We start from the raw sequence: 17,877 nt of genomic DNA on the forward strand, positions 1-17,877 counted from the left end.
CAATCACAGCAGAATTAAGGCAAAACTAAAAGGCATGAGCCCCATTCAGTACCGGACTCATGCCCTTGAAGCAGCTTAATATATAGCGTCTAACAAATGGGGGTCACATCAAGACGCGGACTTCTCATCTACAGCATGGATAATTCTGAATCGTTCATGCCGTTAATTATTTATTTAATCACATAAACTATTCGGCTAATTCTCCTTCAGCACTCTCGCCACTGAAACATTCCAGGCTGGCCAACCACCACGGTGACTGGCATCGTCAAGCATGCTTTTCTTCACGCCTTCGATTGCATCCGCAAGTGCCGGCTCTTCTTTCTGCAGCTTTATCAGGGTAGGAAATGCATCCGTGGATAGTGAGCCAAGATATTGCATATCGATCTTCCCTGTATCTTGATAACGAATCATATTCTGCTTGGCGATGATCGCATCTACGTTCACATAATTGATAATCATGTAGGCTGTTACGGCAAGCCCTATGTACGCCTTCGCCAATGAGAAATGCTCACTCCATATCCGTATGAAGGAAGCGATTAAGATGACGCCCAGAAACATCATAAACCCTTGAACCAGTATTCGTGTTTGTGTGTAGCCGTAAGCCGATTCGTAGAGCGACAGCCTGCTGTACGCCGATACCAGCATCACAACCGTACAACCGACAAGCATGCTCAGTGAGAGCTTTCGTACCCACTCCGCCGCTGCCCCCTCTCTACGGATGAAATGAAGGCCGCTCAATAGCAAGACGAGATTGATGAGAGCAACAACGACTAGTTGTGCGAAACCCTGTCTCGCATACTCGGCATAAGCAACGCCATCCGGCAGCAAACCATTCGCAGCCCCGAACAAATACGAGAATTGGATGGCGGCGAAGATAATATAAACGACGTTAAAGCTGATCAGCAGCGTTCCGGCTGTAAGGGCATCGAGCGAAAGCGGCGCTTGCTGCCTTACGGCAACCGCGGATGCTGCAGCGGAGAAAGCTTGAGCTGCTCCCGCATCACTGCCATCTCGCCATTGATCATCCGTTCTGCGGAATAGCAATGTCCATAAGTAGCTGAATGTAAAGACAGAGATGGCTACCGCAAGTACTGTTCTGGTAAACAAGGTACGAATCGAGTAGTCGCCGAACATTTCAGGCAATCGATTCAGCAAGTCCATAAATATGCGATCTGCCGATGCCAGCAGCAGGATGACTACAATCAGAAGCGGCGACGCGAGCAGAAGCCCCAGCAAGATCCGGCGAACCTTGCTGTCACCCGCAGTTCCCCCACTATTTTGCTGCGGAGAGATTCGATTAGCGAGCAGACCGAATGGGACTGTGAAGTAGGAAAACGGTTTAATCAAACTTAAGTAAAGCACATCCTGATAGTAAGCGGTTCGAAACCAAGGCTTCGTGCTGCTTCGCGAGAGCAATACCGTTTGGGCCGCGACAAGTGCAGGTAGTACAGCAATGTTGAGCAAACGGAACAACTCATTGTTAAAGAGCATGTAGCTGAACGACAGCAGTGCGACAGGCAGACACAGCAGCCAACCCGACTTCGATTGTCCGCGCCACTGATCGAATCCGCCAATTCTCCCTTTAATCGCATAGAAGAACAAACCATAGAAGGCGCAGGTAAACAGTGCTACGGATATACCCAAGCTATTACCGACAAATAAATATTGACTGAATACGCCAAACCCTAACGACCAAAGCGCTATTTTCTCATATCGTCTTTGCCATGGTGCTGGATCTCTCAAAAGACTCACTCCCGACATATATACTGCATTAGCAACGTTTGTGCTTTTCTCCTATTTATTGTAGCCTATAAAATAAGAAGAAAAAGTGTAAGATTTGAATTATAAATTTCATATTTTAAGTCGGGAGACGTGTTCGCGATGAAAATGAGGCAGCATTACATCGCTCTGCGGAGCGCTCTGCCACAGCTGCAGGAGCATGAACCGTACGAAGTGACAACGCAGGAACTGGCGGAAGCGCTGGATTGCACGCATCGCAATATGGTTCTCCTGCTGCAGCGGATGCAGCGTGAAGGCTGGCTAAGCTGGGAACCGCGTCGCGGACGCGGCAATCGCTCCGTCTTGCACTTTCTAGCTAGGAAAGAAGAGATCGTACTGCTTGAAGCGCAGGAAATCGCACAGAAGCAAGACTTACAAATGGCCATTTCCTACTTGCAAACGATGGACAGTGAGGGCTCGCGGGGACTTCGCGCGCAGTTTCAGGAATGGCTCTCGAAACGGTTCGGCTTTCATTCCGAGGTGTTGGGCGAGCGTCGATTGGACATATTACGATTTCCGTTGCCGCAAACCATTCATTCCTTAGACCCTGCCTCCATCCACTATTCCGGTGAAGCGCATCTGGTCAATCAGCTCTTCGACGGACTTGTTCGCATGAGCCCATCCGGGGATACGATTCTTCCGCATCTTGCACATGCCTGGGATGTGGATGTTACACGCACTCTATGGACCTTTTACCTTCGTAAAGGAGTCCTCTTCCATCATGGCCGGGAGATGGTTGCAGCCGATGTCGTATTCACGTTCGAGCGGCTGAAGGCACTTGCTCCGCGGGGATTGTATAACTGGGTGTATAGGGACATGGTCTCCATTGAAATGTTGGATGATCGCTCCGTTCAATTTGTTCTTGAGCAGCGCAATGAGGCTTTACTCCCCTTCTTAGCTACGAACCGGGCCTCGATCGTTCCGGCTCCGGAGGTCTCTTCCTCTTCGAAGGCGTTGAACCCTGCCTCCGACCGATTCTCCTATCCGGAGCTCCGACTTCAACCGATCGGTACCGGTCCCTTTCGACTGATCGATCGAGAGCATGGCGTCTTAGTGCTGGAAGCATTCCCCGCTTATTTTCAAGGGCGCGGCTTTCTGGATCGCGTTGAGGTGTGGACACAGCCGCTGCAGCAAGAGCTGGACGGACAAGGGGAGCAGCCAGCCTTCCAGGTCATGCATAACGTGCGATTATCCGAGTCGGCTACGGAGCAATGGCAGCAGGTTCGCCAATCCGGTACAACTTGCAAGTTTCTGACCGTTAATGAGCTGCGTGAAGGCCCCCTTGCAGATGCCATCGTGCGAGAGGCGTTCGATCAAGCACTGAATCGCGAAGAAATCATAGAGCGGCTCTCCGGGGACGTTATCGAACCTGCCGACAGCTTCTGGCCCCAACATACGGAGAATGGGCAACGATATGTTGCAGTAAGTCCGGATAAGACGAAGCAAAAACTTGCGGAAGCCGGCTACAATGGAGAGCCGATCGTTCTTGCGACCATCCCGCAATATGAAGCCGATGCGCGGATCGTACAGCAGGTGTGCGCGCTTGCAGGCATTACACTTGAGATCAAGTTCATTCCCGCTGAGCAATTCAAGGGCGAAGACCGCTTGCATGCGGATTTGCTACTGTTTGCCGTCATGCTGGACGAGCATCGTGAGCTGCGCCTCATCGATTTGTTCAAGAGCATGCAGCTGCACATGCGGCCAGCCATGCAAGTGACACTGGAGCAGCAGCTGGCCGAGTTGTTGTCTGAGTCCGATACCAAGCGCAGAGCGGATCGCTTCCGTCAGATCGAGCAACAGCTGACAGCAGCCCACAGCCTCATGTTCCTCTATCGCAAGCATCTCAAAACCGCCTTCCATCCTTCGATCCGCGGGATATCTTTAGAATCTCTCGGCTGGGTACATTTCCGCGATCTCTGGTTCACCAAGCTGCCCGAGTAGTTAGTCATCAAAGGCAACTGAACTCGAATATAAAAAAATCCGCGATTCCGCGGATTTTTAAGCATTGACTTTAGTTATCACTACCTGAATGACTTCTTGTTGATCGGATCGGACAATAAATCATGATTTCGTTACGTTCATCATCCGTTTCACGCTTTGTCTTCTCATCATATCGCTCCATATAATACGATACATCGTCATACTCATAGCCATTGTCGGCAAGCCAACTGGATGTATAATCATAAGCAGTTACGAGCTTGCTTGCAGCCCCACGATAATAGGTAACTGCATACAATCTTGGTAAGAGATGAAGATGGACCATGCCGTGCGGTACATTAGCTAGCGGATCTACTTCATAGCAGCAATAAAAATCGAGCAGACCATCGTTCCCTTTGTAATTCGGAGGTGTAATTCCGTAGGTTACTTCACGGTTTCTGATGTTCTCAATTTCATGGCTTCTCTCTGCCACTTCTTGAAGCGCCCGGCTTACAGCATCCCCCATATTAGACATGAGACTAACTGCCCGCACGCCAACGTAAGCAGTAATTGCAGTTGTTTGAACGATTTCAATTTTCACTCGAGCACCTCATTTTTACGATATTCGTCAACTATTCGGGATATAGATCACGTTTCCTGCACCTATGTTATCAATATTTTTCCAAATTCTCTGTCACGATTCCAAGCCTTTGCGGATATTCTATATAGTCAAATGACTATCCCAACATCATGGAGGTTACCGAAATGAATCGTGGCTTTTTCCCTGGAGGTGGATTTGGTGGATTTGGTGGAGGTTTTGGCCGTCGCCCGTTCTTCCGCCCTTTTCCCCATCCGTTCTTCCCAGGACGTTTCTTGTTTCCGTTCTTCTCCTTTTCACCGTTTTTCTTCCCATTCTTTCGAGACGGTCAATCCGATGACATGGTTTTCGCACAGCACCAAGTTCAAGCTGGGGATACACTCGCCTCTATCGGTCACAAATATAACATCCCCATGCCGATCTTAGAGGAAGCGAACCCGCAGCATAAGAATCCGAACCAATTGAAAGCTGGCGAAACGATCGTCATCCCACGTATATCCAATATGGTTTGTCATAAAACCTATTCGGAGATGGCGCATCAGCCGTCCGAAGTTCAGAAATAAAAGCATCTCCTATCCATAATCTAAGGAAAATGCAATAAGCCTTCCGAGACGCAGAGCACTGCGAATCAGAAGGCTTTTCTATTTTGACCCGAGTTAGTCCAGATTCATTTCGACTGCTTTCCTCGCATAGGCGGCAAAGTATCCGATCTGATCCGGACTCTTATCGATCGCCCACCTGAGTTTATCGAAAGCTCGAAGCAGCATTACTCGCTTCAAATCAGCGAGGTCTTCCACCTTCCGACCATACCCGTCGAGAAAAGCATGAAACTCCTCTTCGCTCGGCCCATCGCCAAGAATGATGCCTTGCATAACTTGAATAATGTCTCCATCCGGCACGATATGAACCTCTGCACTGCCCCAATCCAGCACTCGAACTTCTCCTGTCGGACTAACCATCATATTCTTCAAGGAGAGATCTCCATGATTTAGGCCGAATCGAAATGCTGTTCCCTTCACAAGCTCGAATATCTCTCTCACTCTCGCCGATTCTGCCTGCGAGATGACGCCAAGCTCAATTAACCGATCATTCTCTGTCAGACTGTTGATGTTATATTGCACATACCCTTGCCAGCTGCCATCAGACCCTGGATGAGGAGGTGAATGGAACTCACCTGTCCGAGGGTCGATCAGATCCTCTCCGAACCCTCTCGCATCGATCGCATGTATACGCTTGACATACGCGCCAAGCTGCCGCCAAATATCCACTTTGCTGGCTAAGCTGTCTAATCCGTTGTCGCCATCTACGAAAGTTTGAATCATATAGGCGACTTCTCCGGCAATCCCAGTGGACAATACTTCTGGACCAGGTACGCCAGCAGCTGCTGCTTGCTCCATGCACCATGCTTCTTTGAGATAGATGGGATACTCAGATGAATCGTTCATGCGGACTACGACTTTATGAGTTGCTGTCTCGACTACGCAAACTTGATTTATGAAGCCCTTGCCTAGAATCTGGTATGAAGATTTCACTTGCTCTTGCAAATAATCGCCTGCTAATTGTTCCGCTTGTATTAAGGTTGGGTTCTCCATGGCAGCCTTCTGTAAATCCTCCTTCAGTCTTGTTAGGTCTCCTTCTTGGTGAATGTCTATTAAACGCATAGAAGCGGGAAAAGTTGCAAATGACTTCGTGCTTCGATGGCTAGATAAAAAAACTGCCGGACGATCGTCCGGCAGTCGCTGTGATTCGAAAGTTATTTCGCAGTAGGATCAACAGAATGAGCTTTCAAGTAAGCCACAGCATTATGGATCGCTTCGGTTGCTTCACCATATGTAATCTCACTCTTTGGATTGAAGCTGCCGTCGCTGCTGAGTTTGACAATCCCATAGTTGATTGAGCGCTGGATAGCACCGGAATGGACGGCATCGATTTGATCCGCATCCTTAATATCGGTAACGACAACATTGATCATCGGCAGCTTGCCGGCTTCTTCGACCGCTTTAACGAGCTGCGTGATAAAGGCTTCACGCGTAAATGCAGCGTTAGGATCGGCACCCTCGCTCAAGGATGGCGTTACGCCGATTGCGTCTCCGATCAGCTCGATACCTTGTGCAACAGATACTTTGCTGTTTGCATCGATTGGTGCCGCATGAGCTTTCATATAGGCAAGCGCATTGTAGATTTCAACCGCCGCTTCCGAACGAGTAATGATCACCTTCGGATTCACTTTCCCGTCTTCGCCAAGTTTAATGACGCCGTAATTAAGTGCGCGTGTAATCGACCCGGAGTATTCGATGGTGATTTGTTCTTGATCCGCAATGTCCACGGCAACCGGTTTAATCATTGGCAATTTGCCAGTTACTTCGATCGCGTGGATAAGCTCATGCGTAAATTCTTCACGGTTCAATTGTTTGTTTGGATTCAGGTCTTTCGGCAGGTCAAGGCCGTTAACTGCCGCAATGATCAGCGCATCTGCGTACCAAGCTTTATCGTTAGCGTTCACGAAATAATCGGTCGCTTTCGGTTCTTTAAAGAAGCGAACCAGATCCAGGTTCAAATTCAGTGCATTCACGATGAGCTGAACGCCTTGCGCCGCCGTCATTGTAGCATGCGGTGCAAATTGATCGGCCGAAATGCCTTTGATCAGACCGCGTTGCTGCAAGGAAAGGATCTCATTCTTCGCTGCATGGTTAGTCAAATCCGTGAAACCGGAGGATGCTGCAAAGCTTTGGCTCGCAAAAGTTAAAACCATAGTGGCTGCTGCAGTTAGTGTAATCATTTTGAATGTTTTTTTCATATTCGTTCACCTCATGGAGTATTTTGGGCTTTCAGGTAAGGTAGACGAGCATGAATCGGAAAAGGTTACAGCAAGTTAACCGAATTCATTGTTAAGGTATTGTAAATCTAATTTCACCTAGCCGCCCATACATTACGATGGCCTGATTTTGTTAGAATAATGCCGGTTTCAGTGTCCACGTCTGAAGCTGAGATAGGCGAATCAAATTCGGAACTTTCAGATCCGGAGGAAACGGACTCCACTGCGTCCCCCAATTGACCTCTGTTTTGGCATGCTCTTTCGATATCAACACGCCGGTTACGATTGCAATGCGATCCTCATCCTGATACCCATTCGCGATAATGCTAGCCATCGTGCATGTTAGGTCAACGGGATTAACGCGGTACCCGGCGACGATGAAATAATCAGGCAGTTGCTCATAAGCAAACAATTTGGGATATTGACCGGCGATCGCCTGCTTGATGTCCGCAACGCGTACAGCTTCGGATGGATCGCTTTGAACCTCATTTTCCGGGCCATAGATGAGTTCGGGAATGACGTCTTGCCCAAGCAGATAGTTGCAAAAAACAGCGTGCAATTCTGATGGGGACAACGAGTAATCACGATACACGGTATAGTTCAATTCATTCGAAATTCCGGCAGCGATGGCGCGAATATCCGAAGCTTGCATTGGATTATGATTGGACTTCTCCATTTCGTAAGCTTCCGCCGAACTGATATAGCTCACATTAGATTTCGTGCGTGTATAATCAATGAATTTGCCCAGCATCTCGATATAGCGCTCCATCTCTCCTATCGGTCTAAGCGGTGCCGGTCGCCACTGATCACGCGGTGTATTGTGACCTTCATTGAAATTCACACCGTCCCAGAAGCCCGTACATGCAAATTCGCAGGGATGGTAATAAATACTGATGAATCCATCCTCGTCTCCGAGAGAGAGTTCGTGATGCAACTGGTCGAATATGGCCATCCCTTCCTCGAGACCGTCCTCCTTCAAGTCCATTCGCATTATGCCCTTCATATCGGTCAGATTGAGCATGCCGCCGTACCAGAACGGTCTGTGATCAAGCGTAATTTGATCATGTACATCCAGATAGACCGGAATTCCCCACTGTCGAAGGACGGGGAACGTTTGCGGTGCCCATGAATAGCCGGCTTGGCCATAACACTTGCTTGTTTGCCCTATTATACGCGTAACATCCTGAAGTCCCGCTCCCTCACGCAGCTTATATTCCGCAGCACCATCAGCAAAACCGAAACTCTCCAAATACTCGCTTACCGTAGGATGAACGCTATGATAATCCGTGTGATAGCCGATTTCATGCTGAGCGAGCTGCTCGATAATATCCACCCGATTATTTCGCTCCAGTTTACGGGCTTTCTCACCGACGATCTTGAATATTCCCTTTGTGTTGCGCTTGTTTAACATGTGCACGACTGCTAATAATGCATCTTCGGACTCTTGGGTGATGTAGTCTTCCGTATCGAACCAAAGCATGATATGAACGTTAGCCATCCCTAATCCCTCCCGAACTCCTTACCTAAGTAACAAATGACTTTACGACACGTTTCGGAGCAACCAGGCTCCACGCCTTGAAGATCAAGCGATTCAATTCCATCGGGTCCACGAGTTCGAGCTGAATGATGACATAATTCAGAGACGGGTATTTCGGCGGTACACGATAAACTTCGGGATCCATCGTCGTATAGGCTATTCGATCATCTGCCGTTAGTTTCACAAGGAGCGATACACCGTCTGGCTGTATGACTGCGTATATCTTATTTTTTACGCGAAAAGACGGCTTGCCCCAATGGTCCACCTCTTCGGTTTCAGGCAAGGATTGCGCATAACTTCGTATTTGATCAATGGTTATCATTGTGGTTTCCTCCTAGTTCGCCTGCGTATTTGCGGAACACCTTCCGCTCCGCAGTACATCGTTGTCTAAATTCGCCAAATTGCTCGTTTCCCCTCTTGTTAACAACAAAAAAAAAGACCCGCGAGCTTCCGCGGATCTTCCTTATCTCTCACCATCTTTCTACGCTTCTTGCAGAATTCCACTTTCTTCGATAGGCAGAATCAATTTAACCGTTGTGCCTTTATCAATCTGGCTTTCGATATGGAGGCTGCCTCCATGCGCTTCAATAATTTTATGACATACCATGAGTCCGAGGCCTGTCCCCTTCTCCTTGGTCGTGTAGAAGGGCTCTCCTAACATCAGCATTCGCTCTTCCGAGATGCCGCATCCGTTGTCTACGAAGCGAACCAAAATTTGATGATCGACGACTTTCATCTCAATAAGGATGTTTCCTCCGACTGTCATCGACTCAATCGCATTTTTAAGAATATTGATAAAGACTTGTTTTAATTGATTTTGCTGGCAGTTAATCATGGGAATATCATCTGCAATGTCAGCATGAATTTGAACATTACTGAGGATGGCTTGTGTTTCGAGCAGCGAAATCACTTCATAATAAATTTGCCGCACATCTCTTACTTCGAAGCATACGGCTTGAGGTTTGGCAATCACAAGGAATTCGCTGACGATATCATTGATGCGGTCTAATTCCGATAACATGATTTTCAAATAGGCTTGATTCATGTCCTGTTTCGCTTGAAACAATTGAACAAAGCCGCGAAGCGAAGTTAACGGATTGCGGATTTCATGTGCAACCCCGGCGGCGAGCTGACCTACTACGGAGAGCTTCTCGGATTTAATCAATAATTCTTCTGTCCGCTTACGATTGGTAATGTCTTTGGCAATGCCATAAACACCTTGGATTTTATCGTGGATCACAATCGGAACCATCTTCAAATTCAAATCGATAGGCAGCCCGGATTTATGACGGATAGCAATTTCAACGCTGTTGGATTCACCGTTCAACGCTTCCTTGAATAAGTCGCATGTCTTCTCACGATCTTCTTCCATAATGAGCTTCCCGAAAGGCTGGTAAAGAAGCTCTTCAAGCTGAAATCCCGTAATCTTAACGGTTGCCGGATTTGCATTCGACAAACAGCCCTTAACATCTACTGTAAAAATCGCATCCGGATTATGATCAACAAGCGATCGATAAGTCTGTTCTTTCTCTTCCAGCATACGTTCGGCCCGTTTGCGCTCCGTTATATCCTTACAAAGGAGCTGTACAGCCGACTTACCCAGGTACTTGATGGGCACTGATCTTACCTCGACATCAACGACTTGTCCATCAAGGCGAACGATTTTCTGCTCAACGGGTTCCGTTGACTTCCCCTCCACCATCACCTGTCGAACACGTTCTTGAACACGTTCAATGAAGTCCGGATGTATCATCTTCATGATGGGCAGACCGATCACTTCTTCCGGAGACGATGCACCGACTATTCTGGCTCCTGCAGGGTTAATAAACACGATCTTCCCGTCACGGTGAACGGCTACAGGCTCAGGGGAATGTTCCACGATGGCACGGTAACGTTCTTCGCTTTCCGTTAACGCCTTCTTCAGCCTTTTCACCCAGAAGTAAAGGATCACCGCTGTACTTAACACGTAAAACAGACCCTTCGATGCATTCACCGTAATCGCATCTGAGAAATGCATCGAATCTATTAATTTATCGGATAGGATGATCCAGAGACTGCCGAGAAGCACATAAACGAATGAAATCTTAACAGCCGATTCCGATTTTTCCAACTTTGACCGCTTATTCATACCCTTCTCATCCTTAACTATGTAAAGTATAAAAACACGAATCTATCGCTTGTTGATTATATCATTTAATTCTTTAAAAATTTACAGAACTTTTTTTCCAAATCCACTCATTTAAAGTAACATTCATTCCAGATCGTGTAAACGGGCTAGTTTACCAGAATCTGCATATCTGCGCCTTGCTTTGCTCATAATATTCACCGAGTGTACTTTATCCACCGGGGGATCATCCATGGTTACTATTAGCAACAGCATCGATGTGAATGAGGCTTACCTCAGAGAACAATTCAATCACTGTTCAGATATTGTTTTTCGCACATTTGCACTGAAGGATGAAACCTTAATTTTACTCGCCTATCTAGATGGCATGACGAATGTACAAAGAGTAGAAACGAATGTGCTGAAGCCTCTTATCTTCAGCGGTTTGCCGCAAGGGATTGGACGGATACAGACGCTGGCGGAAATGCTAAAACGTGAATGGCTTCCATTATCGAACATAAAGACAGTTGCATGCATGGAGGATCTCCTTCATCACATTCTGCTAGGCTGCTTGGCAATCATGGTGGATGGCGAAGCATCTGTACTCGTAGCTCAGGTGCAAGAATTCGAGATGAGAGGCATTCAAGAGCCGCTTAAGGAGTCGACCCTGCGTGGTTCCAAGGAAGGCTTTGTTGAGAATATCCGTACGAATACCTCGCTAATTAGGCGCAGGATCATTCACCAACAACTGAAGATGGAATCGTTCACTGTCGGGAAATACACGCAAACTGAAGTCGTCCTCACATATATGCAAGGACTAGCGTCCGAGAAGGTATTAGCGGAAGTTAGAGAAAAGCTCGCGAAGATCGAGGTAAACGGTGTCATCGATTCCGCCTATATCGAAGAATGGATCGAGAATAACTCTTTCTCTCTCTTCCCTCAAATTCAAAATACAGAACGCCCGGATATCGTGACCGCAAGTTTATTAGATGGGAAAGTCGCGCTTCTCACGAACGGAACTCCCTTCGCCCTTATTCTTCCCGTAACGTTCTGGTCAGGTCTTCAATCGGCGGATGACTATTTCGAACGATTCATCTTCATTATCCTGACTCGGATGGTTCGATACATCATGACTTTCATTTCGTTCGCGCTGCCTGCAATCTATGTATCACTTTCAACGTTCCATCCGGAAATGATTCCAAGCAATCTCATGATAGGCATTGCCACAGCCCGTGAAACCTCGCCTTTTCCGACGGTCATTGAAGTCTTGATCATGATGTTCATCTTTGACGGCCTGCAAGAAGCCGGGGTTCATCTTCCCAATCAGCTTGGTCCTGTAGTCAGCATCATTGGGGCACTGGTGATCGGACAAGCTGCCGTTGAAGCCGGCATCATCTCAACGCCAATCATCATCGTCATTTCCTTAACCGGGATCGCCGCTTATACGATTCCCAGATACAGCACTACTCTGCCTTTTCGCATCCTTCGGTACTTGATGCTGTTTATTTCCGGCGCGCTTGGCTTCGTAGGCTTCGCGTTCGGCATTATCTTCTTGTTGATCCACCTGGTCATGCTGGAATCCTTCGGAACGCCATACTTAAGCCCTGTAGCGCCTTTCGATGGCAAACGGATAAGAGATCTGATCATTCGCTATCCCTTCTGGATGAAAAATGGACGAAATAAGAAAGGGACTCGGTGATGGCTCGGTTTCGCTTTATGCTGCTCTTATGCATCGCCTCTATCTTGCTTTTGTCGCTGCCTGCCTGCACCGATTTTGTCGAACCCAACCAATTAGCCTTCATCTTGGGTACGGCGGTTGATCACGCGGAAGACGGTAATATCGAGATCAGCGATCAGATCGTTATCCCCTCCCAGCTAAACGGATCCAATAAAAGCGGTTCCGGAGGTGAGGAGAACTATATCGTCGTATCCGCCACAGGCAAAAATATATTCGATGCCAGTCAGAAAATCCAAGGTAAAATATCCCGAAGATTGATGACGAGTCACCGCATCTTGATTGCAGTAGGTGAAGAGTTTCTAGCGAAGCACGAATTAAATAAGTTATTCGATAAGCTTGGCAGAGACCCTGCAAACAATCTGAGGGATACTTTCGTTATCGTACGAGGGAGCAGCGCTAAGGCGTTTCTAATGCTCAAACATCCCATGGAGTATAATTCGAGCGTCGCAGCCGGAAAAGAAATGCAAATCAATGGATTAAAGGGTTTCACGTCGAGACAAATCGTGATCGAAAGCCTGTCCGAAGGCATACGTCCGTTTATCCCCTACCTTCAGATCCAAGAAGTAGAATTAAACAGCAAGAAGAAGAAACCAATTGCGTCCGTTGCAGGCTTCGCTGTTTTGGACAAGAAGCTGAAGATTAAAGGATTTTTGAGCGCAGGCGAAGGTTCACAGGCCATTTGGATGCTTGGGAAAGGGAATAACGGTGGAATTACGATTCCTTCAAAGAATGGTGAAGGCATTTTATCGTTTAGATTAACCCATCAGAAGCGTCGGATTCATGCCGGTAAAGATCCTACTCACGTTGTGCTAACGGTAAAGGCGCAAGCGTATCTACTTGAAAACTCGTCACCACTCGATATGTCGAGGTCGGAAAATATGGTCGAACTCCAGAAATATCTGAATGAACAGATTCAGAAGGAACTGCAGCAAACGATGGGAAAAATCCAGCATTGGGGATCTGACGTGTTTGGTGTCGGAGAGTATCTGCATCGCAATCACCCGTACTGGTGGAAGACGCAGAAAGCGGATTGGGATTATAACTTTAAAAATATCGATGTTAAAGTTCAAGCGCGTATTCAGCTGCGGTCAACAGGTGCGACTGGTGCACCGCTCGATTAACGGCGGAAAGGTGGGCAAAGAAGCATGAAAATAAGCAGCTATCAGATGTTCTGGTTGATCAGTATATCGTCCATCATCATGTTCTCCTACCTTCCCATCCGTTTAGCTGCAGAAGAGTCTTACCAGGATAGTTGGCTATCCATCCTACTAGGTACCTTCATCATGATGTCCGCAACTTGGGTCATTATTCGGGTATGTAAACAGCATAAAGACAAAACATTAGTTAACTTCGTTAAAGATCTAGTTGGCACCGTGCTGGGTAAAATAATCGTTACCATTTACTTCGCGCTTTGGTTCATGCAGATGTCTTCCGTCATCGAAGGGACGGTGGAATTTCAAAACTTAGTTATGCTCCACAATACGCCGATGATCGCCATTCTACTATGTTTATTGTTTCTGATTGCTTGTGTGGTTTGCAAAGGCGGGCTTACCGCGATTAGCCGGTGTGCAGAAATCATTGGGCCGATCTTTGTCTTTATCTATTTCGCGATCCTGTTTCTCAATCCTCAGGACATGAATATAAAACGATTATTGCCCATCTATGCCGATTCAGGCTGGAATCACATTCTGACAGGTGCACTGATTTCGTGTAATTACATGGTTGATCCGTCCATTATCCTCATGTTGTACTTCTTCGCGGAGAACAAACGAACCGCATCACGAGCTATTCTATGGGGCACAGCTGTCTCCATGTTTTGGGGTGTGTTAACTACGGTGGTAGTACTGAGCGTAACAGGTCCCTTCTTGGCCGCTCAGCTCGTGGTGCCGGTATACTCTCTTACAAAGTTTGTATACATCCTCAATTTCGTGCAAAACATTGATGCTTTCTTTATTCCCCTTTGGTTGTTTGGCGCCTTTATTAAGTTATCGATTGCGATGTTCATCCTTAGCTACGGGTTATCGGAGTGGACCGGCATCAAGAATTGGAAGCTTATTTCATGCGTATTGACCCTCATTCTGCTGGGAAGTGTTATCTATAGCACGCACCACATCCAATTTGCGAATACAACTAGGAATGCATTACTGAATTACTACTTATATCCCTTTGTCTTCATTGGCATTCCGTTGTTATTCTGGCTAATCGGCAGCATAAGACAAACCCATAAAACATAAAGCAGGACGTACCGATAAAGAATCGATACGTCCTGTTTGGTGCTTCTATATCGCGATATGCTGGAGTTTGTCCGGGTTCCTTAGTACATATAAATTTCGGATGGCATCCCCTTCGACATGCAGCATCACCACCGTGTGGATGCCTTCAGTCGTTCTCAGAATAATCGCCGGCTGCCCATTTAGTTGAGCGACTTCAACAATCGAGCCTGTAACGGCTTTATGCAGCGGCTTACTGAGAAACTTACCGACAATAGTTCTGGATGTAACCGGTTTGACGACCGCGCTAACCTTACCGCCCCCATCCGAAACAAGAACGACTTCCTTATCGAGCATCGATACGATTTCATTAAAGTTCCCCTGTTTAAGCGCCGCAATAAAACCATGGACCCACTTATCGTTGGCAGCTTCGGGTTGAACAAGCTCTTCCGAGGATATGCCCATCTTCGCCCTTGCGCGGCTAAGCAGCTTACGGCAATTCACTTCGCTCTTCTCTATTAACTCCGCAATTTCGGGAAATTCAAAACCGAGTGCCTCGCGTAATACAAATACAATTCGCTCCGAGGGAGCTAATCGTTCAAGCATGACAATAGTGGCATAGGACAAGAGCTCGTCACGAGCTACTGCTTCCATGCCATCATCATAAGGACTGACCAACGGCTCCGGCAGCCATTCGCCAAAATATTGTTCCCGCTTCTTGCGGGCGGACTTCTGTAAATCCCGACAGCGATTGGTAACCATTTTACAAAGATAAGCTTTGGGCTGGGTCAGTTTCTCCGGCGGAATTTCATAAGCCTTAATAAATACGTCCTGCACAACATCCTCCGCATCGGAGACGGAACCGGTCAGCTGATATGCGAGTTTAAACAATAATCCCTTGTATTGCTCATATAATTCCTGCATCCTACCACTTCCAATCATAATCCTTATCCTCATACACCTTAGAAAAAAAGGCCATTCAATATAACGAGTTACCGAGGCATATTGTGACAAGTGTTTTTCTCGGTACGTTCATTTCATTTGGTACATAGCTTTTCCTGCTCATTTCTGAATATGCACGTCGATTCGTATCCTTGTCACAGAAATTATTGCAGCCTCGTTATATGGTCGAAGAGCGGTTGAGACATACCAAACCGATCTTACAAAACCAGTAAAGCGAGGAATAGTCAACTATGGCACAACGTATAAATTACATGCAACAATCTCCGGAATTTTTCAAGCAATTAATGAATTTCAGCAATGCCGAGAAGGCAAGCGTAATTGAAGAGCAAATTATCGATCTCGTTCATATCAGAGCTTCCCAAATGAACGGTTGCGGCTTCTGCCTGGACATGCATGCGAAACAAGCGAAGATCAACGGTGAAAGAGAGCTTCGTCTCTACCACCTGGCGATCTGGAGGGAATCCACATTGTTCTCCCCGCGTGAACGCGCAGCACTGGCTTGGACTGAAATCCTCACTAAGCTGCCTGAGCATGGCGTATCAAACGAAGTCTATGACCGCGTTCGCGAGCAGTTCTCGGAAAAAGAACTATCTGACCTGACTTACTCCATCATGGCAATCAATGCTTGGAATCGCATCAACGTCGCTTTCCAAACCGTGCCGGGCTCGGCTGACGCTGCATTCGGTTTGACTAAAGCCGGCTTGAACTAATATCTAATTAGCTGAACCAATACAGAAAGAGCTCCTGAATAATTCCATTCAGGAGCTTTTTTATTGCTATTGAAATCATTCGTTAAAGTAATTCGTTCTGGAACTTTCGCAGCAAATCATGAGAATCTACCTTCTCATTGTTCCAGAGCATAATAATGTTTATGCGCTGAGCAGGATATAACTTGACTTCTGATCGGAAGCCCGGCGTTCCTCCGACGACGAATCGGCGCTCTCCTTGCAAGAACCATCCATATCCATAGTGAGTTTGCGGATCGAAATCGACCGAGATATATGGCGTAAACAACTTCTGAGCGGTCTCTTCCCGCAAGAGTTCATGGCTTAGAATGGCTATGCACCATCGATTGAGATCACCTGCAGTAGCGTATAGTTCGCTAGGTACCGTTTCCAAATCCGACAGCCGATCATTGTCAGCATTTCTAATGATGCCGTCGACTACGGTATGTCCATACGCCCGATTAATCGTGATGCGGCGTGGATTGTCTTGTCCGATGTTGTTCATTCCGAGAGGATTGAAGAACATCTGCCTGAGCAGAGTATCGAACGATAATCCCGAAACTCGTTCTAAGATATACGACATCATGATAAAACCCGTGCTGTTATACTTCCACTGCTCACCAGGAAGGAAGAGCTGCTCCATACGACTCAAATAGGTTAAGAAATCCCCGTTATCGATGAGCAGCTGACTTACTACATGGCGGAGGTTTGGCACCGCATAGATATCAAATAAACCGGATGTATGGGAAAGCAGATGATGAATCGTAATGTGTGGATGCAATTCCTTTAACTCCGCTACGTAAGCACTGGGATGGTCGTTTAAGTGAATTAAGCCTTGCTCATACAAATTCAAGGTTGCCGCCGCTATGAACATCTTCGTTACGGATGCAATATGGAATTTAGTGTCTATTCGGTTCGGCACCTGTAATTGGATGCTGGCATAACCATAGGCTTTCTCGAAAACAACCCCATCCTTCGCGATCAGCATCACACCACTTAGCGGCTTCTCTTCATGATAGAGGTCAATAATGGACTCGATACGAGCAGCATTCATTCTACCAACACCTTTAGCAGGGAATTTTAACCACCTGACTAAGGTAACACTCATTCTATGAGGTGTAAACTAGTGATTACTGCGCGTCCATTCCACTCGGATTGAAAGCTGGACGCCGAAGGCCGGGCATAATAGATGCGGCTAATCCCGCTCCACCGGATCGCATTCATACACATCGGACACGGCTCATCACTCGCATACATGTCGCAACCCGTCAGCTCAGTTACGTTAAATGTTAGACAGGCCGCACGGATGGCTTGTATTTCAGCATGCGCTGTCGGATCACAATTCGCGGCGACCTCGTTCGTACCGGTCGCGATTATCGTGCCATGCCTCATTAGTACTGCTCCGTAACGATCGCCTCGGCCGGTCTGCCAATTCTCTTCGGCTATCTCCACGGCTAATTTAAGCGCTTCTTCTATGTACATGATCATCCT

At 47.1% G+C, this 17,877-nt stretch carries 16 protein-coding genes; 6 read left to right on the forward strand and 10 right to left on the reverse strand.

Annotation, left to right across the window (positions count from 1 at the left end; all coding sequences use genetic code 11):
* Positions 1 to 195: 195 nt before the first annotated feature.
* The gene (locus AC6ESO_RS20625; RefSeq protein WP_497093016.1) at positions 196 to 1,743 is read right to left on the reverse strand and encodes a DUF4153 domain-containing protein; all 1,548 of its coding nucleotides are present in this window, start codon (positions 1,741 to 1,743) and stop codon (positions 196 to 198) included.
* A 138-nt stretch (positions 1,744 to 1,881) separates the two neighbouring features.
* Here AC6ESO_RS20625 and AC6ESO_RS20630 point away from each other — a divergent pair, with 138 nt between their 5' ends.
* Positions 1,882 to 3,720: an ABC transporter substrate-binding protein gene (locus tag AC6ESO_RS20630; RefSeq protein WP_497093017.1), complete on the forward strand. Its 1,839-nt coding sequence runs from the start codon at positions 1,882 to 1,884 to the stop codon at positions 3,718 to 3,720.
* A 70-nt stretch (positions 3,721 to 3,790) separates the two neighbouring features.
* Here AC6ESO_RS20630 and AC6ESO_RS20635 read toward each other — a convergent pair whose 3' ends face one another.
* Positions 3,791 to 4,297, reverse strand: a complete 507-nt coding sequence (locus tag AC6ESO_RS20635) for a GyrI-like domain-containing protein (protein ID WP_497093018.1) — start codon at positions 4,295 to 4,297, stop codon at positions 3,791 to 3,793.
* Positions 4,298 to 4,461: 164 nt separating this feature from the next.
* Between AC6ESO_RS20635 and AC6ESO_RS20640 the strand changes: the two genes are divergently transcribed.
* Positions 4,462 to 4,857, forward strand: coding sequence for a LysM peptidoglycan-binding domain-containing protein (locus AC6ESO_RS20640; RefSeq protein ID WP_497093019.1), 396 nt, complete (start codon positions 4,462 to 4,464; stop codon positions 4,855 to 4,857).
* 93 nt (positions 4,858 to 4,950) lie between these two features.
* Here AC6ESO_RS20640 and AC6ESO_RS20645 read toward each other — a convergent pair whose 3' ends face one another.
* The 5 genes from AC6ESO_RS20645 to AC6ESO_RS20665 form a co-directional block, all read right to left on the reverse strand.
* Entirely contained in the window at positions 4,951 to 5,886 is a 936-nt protein-coding gene (locus AC6ESO_RS20645) for a phosphotransferase family protein (protein ID WP_497093020.1), read from the reverse strand.
* Positions 5,887 to 6,047: 161 nt separating this feature from the next.
* Positions 6,048 to 7,091: an S-layer homology domain-containing protein gene (locus tag AC6ESO_RS20650; RefSeq protein ID WP_497093021.1), complete on the reverse strand. Its 1,044-nt coding sequence runs from the start codon at positions 7,089 to 7,091 to the stop codon at positions 6,048 to 6,050.
* A 151-nt stretch (positions 7,092 to 7,242) separates the two neighbouring features.
* Complete coding sequence (locus AC6ESO_RS20655; RefSeq protein WP_497093022.1) at positions 7,243 to 8,607, reverse strand: hypothetical protein; 1,365 nt, start codon at positions 8,605 to 8,607, stop codon at positions 7,243 to 7,245.
* A gap of 25 nt (positions 8,608 to 8,632) precedes the next feature.
* Positions 8,633 to 8,968: an MmcQ/YjbR family DNA-binding protein gene (locus AC6ESO_RS20660; protein ID WP_497093023.1), complete on the reverse strand. Its 336-nt coding sequence runs from the start codon at positions 8,966 to 8,968 to the stop codon at positions 8,633 to 8,635.
* Positions 8,969 to 9,127: 159 nt separating this feature from the next.
* Positions 9,128 to 10,774 carry a PAS domain-containing sensor histidine kinase gene (locus AC6ESO_RS20665; RefSeq protein ID WP_497093024.1) on the reverse strand — a complete coding sequence of 549 codons (1,647 nt, stop codon included), beginning with the start codon at positions 10,772 to 10,774 and terminating at the stop codon, positions 9,128 to 9,130.
* A gap of 229 nt (positions 10,775 to 11,003) precedes the next feature.
* Between AC6ESO_RS20665 and AC6ESO_RS20670 the strand changes: the two genes are divergently transcribed.
* From AC6ESO_RS20670 to AC6ESO_RS20680, 3 genes are read left to right on the forward strand one after another with little or no spacing between them, the layout of a single operon-like run.
* Complete coding sequence (locus AC6ESO_RS20670; RefSeq protein WP_497093025.1) at positions 11,004 to 12,449, forward strand: spore germination protein; 1,446 nt, start codon at positions 11,004 to 11,006, stop codon at positions 12,447 to 12,449.
* Positions 12,449 to 13,609 (forward strand): Ger(x)C family spore germination protein, encoded by a 1,161-nt coding sequence (locus AC6ESO_RS20675; protein WP_497093026.1) that lies wholly within the window; start codon positions 12,449 to 12,451, stop codon positions 13,607 to 13,609. Before AC6ESO_RS20670 ends, AC6ESO_RS20675 begins: the two co-directional genes overlap by 1 nt.
* Positions 13,610 to 13,633: 24 nt before the next feature.
* Positions 13,634 to 14,722 carry a GerAB/ArcD/ProY family transporter gene (locus AC6ESO_RS20680; RefSeq protein ID WP_497093027.1) on the forward strand — a complete coding sequence of 363 codons (1,089 nt, stop codon included), beginning with the start codon at positions 13,634 to 13,636 and terminating at the stop codon, positions 14,720 to 14,722.
* A gap of 45 nt (positions 14,723 to 14,767) precedes the next feature.
* Here the strand turns inward: AC6ESO_RS20680 and sigJ are convergent, their stop codons facing one another.
* Positions 14,768 to 15,622, reverse strand: a complete 855-nt coding sequence (gene sigJ, locus AC6ESO_RS20685) for an RNA polymerase sigma factor SigJ (RefSeq protein WP_497093028.1) — start codon at positions 15,620 to 15,622, stop codon at positions 14,768 to 14,770.
* A gap of 269 nt (positions 15,623 to 15,891) precedes the next feature.
* On the opposite strand from sigJ, the gene AC6ESO_RS20690 reads away from it, so the two are divergent.
* Positions 15,892 to 16,371, forward strand: a complete 480-nt coding sequence (locus tag AC6ESO_RS20690; RefSeq protein WP_497093029.1) for a carboxymuconolactone decarboxylase family protein — start codon at positions 15,892 to 15,894, stop codon at positions 16,369 to 16,371.
* 82 nt (positions 16,372 to 16,453) lie between these two features.
* Here the strand turns inward: AC6ESO_RS20690 and AC6ESO_RS20695 are convergent, their stop codons facing one another.
* Entirely contained in the window at positions 16,454 to 17,440 is a 987-nt protein-coding gene (locus AC6ESO_RS20695) for a serine hydrolase domain-containing protein (protein ID WP_497093030.1), read from the reverse strand.
* Positions 17,441 to 17,490: 50 nt separating this feature from the next.
* The gene (locus AC6ESO_RS20700) at positions 17,491 to 17,868 is read right to left on the reverse strand and encodes a nucleoside deaminase (RefSeq protein ID WP_497093031.1); all 378 of its coding nucleotides are present in this window, start codon (positions 17,866 to 17,868) and stop codon (positions 17,491 to 17,493) included.
* Positions 17,869 to 17,877 lie beyond the last annotated feature (9 nt).

The sequence above is a fragment of the Paenibacillus rhizoryzae genome, from assembly GCF_059686995.1.

Excerpts from the sequence above, each read along its gene's own strand:
- AC6ESO_RS20630 (WP_497093017.1), top strand. The coding sequence starts at position 1,882 with ATGAAAATGAGGCAGCATTACATCGCTCTGCGGAGCGCTCTGCCACAG.
- AC6ESO_RS20640 (WP_497093019.1), top strand. The coding sequence starts at position 4,462 with ATGAATCGTGGCTTTTTCCCTGGAGGTGGATTTGGTGGATTTGGTGGA.
- AC6ESO_RS20645 (WP_497093020.1), bottom strand. The coding sequence starts at position 5,886 with ATGGAGAACCCAACCTTAATACAAGCGGAACAATTAGCAGGCGATTAT.
- AC6ESO_RS20650 (WP_497093021.1), bottom strand. The coding sequence starts at position 7,091 with ATGAAAAAAACATTCAAAATGATTACACTAACTGCAGCAGCCACTATG.
- AC6ESO_RS20655 (WP_497093022.1), bottom strand. The coding sequence starts at position 8,607 with ATGGCTAACGTTCATATCATGCTTTGGTTCGATACGGAAGACTACATC.
- AC6ESO_RS20660 (WP_497093023.1), bottom strand. The coding sequence starts at position 8,968 with ATGATAACCATTGATCAAATACGAAGTTATGCGCAATCCTTGCCTGAA.
- AC6ESO_RS20665 (WP_497093024.1), bottom strand. The coding sequence starts at position 10,774 with ATGAATAAGCGGTCAAAGTTGGAAAAATCGGAATCGGCTGTTAAGATT.
- AC6ESO_RS20670 (WP_497093025.1), top strand. The coding sequence starts at position 11,004 with ATGGTTACTATTAGCAACAGCATCGATGTGAATGAGGCTTACCTCAGA.
- AC6ESO_RS20675 (WP_497093026.1), top strand. The coding sequence starts at position 12,449 with ATGGCTCGGTTTCGCTTTATGCTGCTCTTATGCATCGCCTCTATCTTG.
- AC6ESO_RS20680 (WP_497093027.1), top strand. The coding sequence starts at position 13,634 with ATGAAAATAAGCAGCTATCAGATGTTCTGGTTGATCAGTATATCGTCC.
- sigJ (WP_497093028.1), bottom strand. The coding sequence starts at position 15,622 with ATGCAGGAATTATATGAGCAATACAAGGGATTATTGTTTAAACTCGCA.
- AC6ESO_RS20690 (WP_497093029.1), top strand. The coding sequence starts at position 15,892 with ATGGCACAACGTATAAATTACATGCAACAATCTCCGGAATTTTTCAAG.
- AC6ESO_RS20695 (WP_497093030.1), bottom strand. The coding sequence starts at position 17,440 with ATGAATGCTGCTCGTATCGAGTCCATTATTGACCTCTATCATGAAGAG.
- AC6ESO_RS20700 (WP_497093031.1), bottom strand. The coding sequence starts at position 17,868 with ATGTACATAGAAGAAGCGCTTAAATTAGCCGTGGAGATAGCCGAAGAG.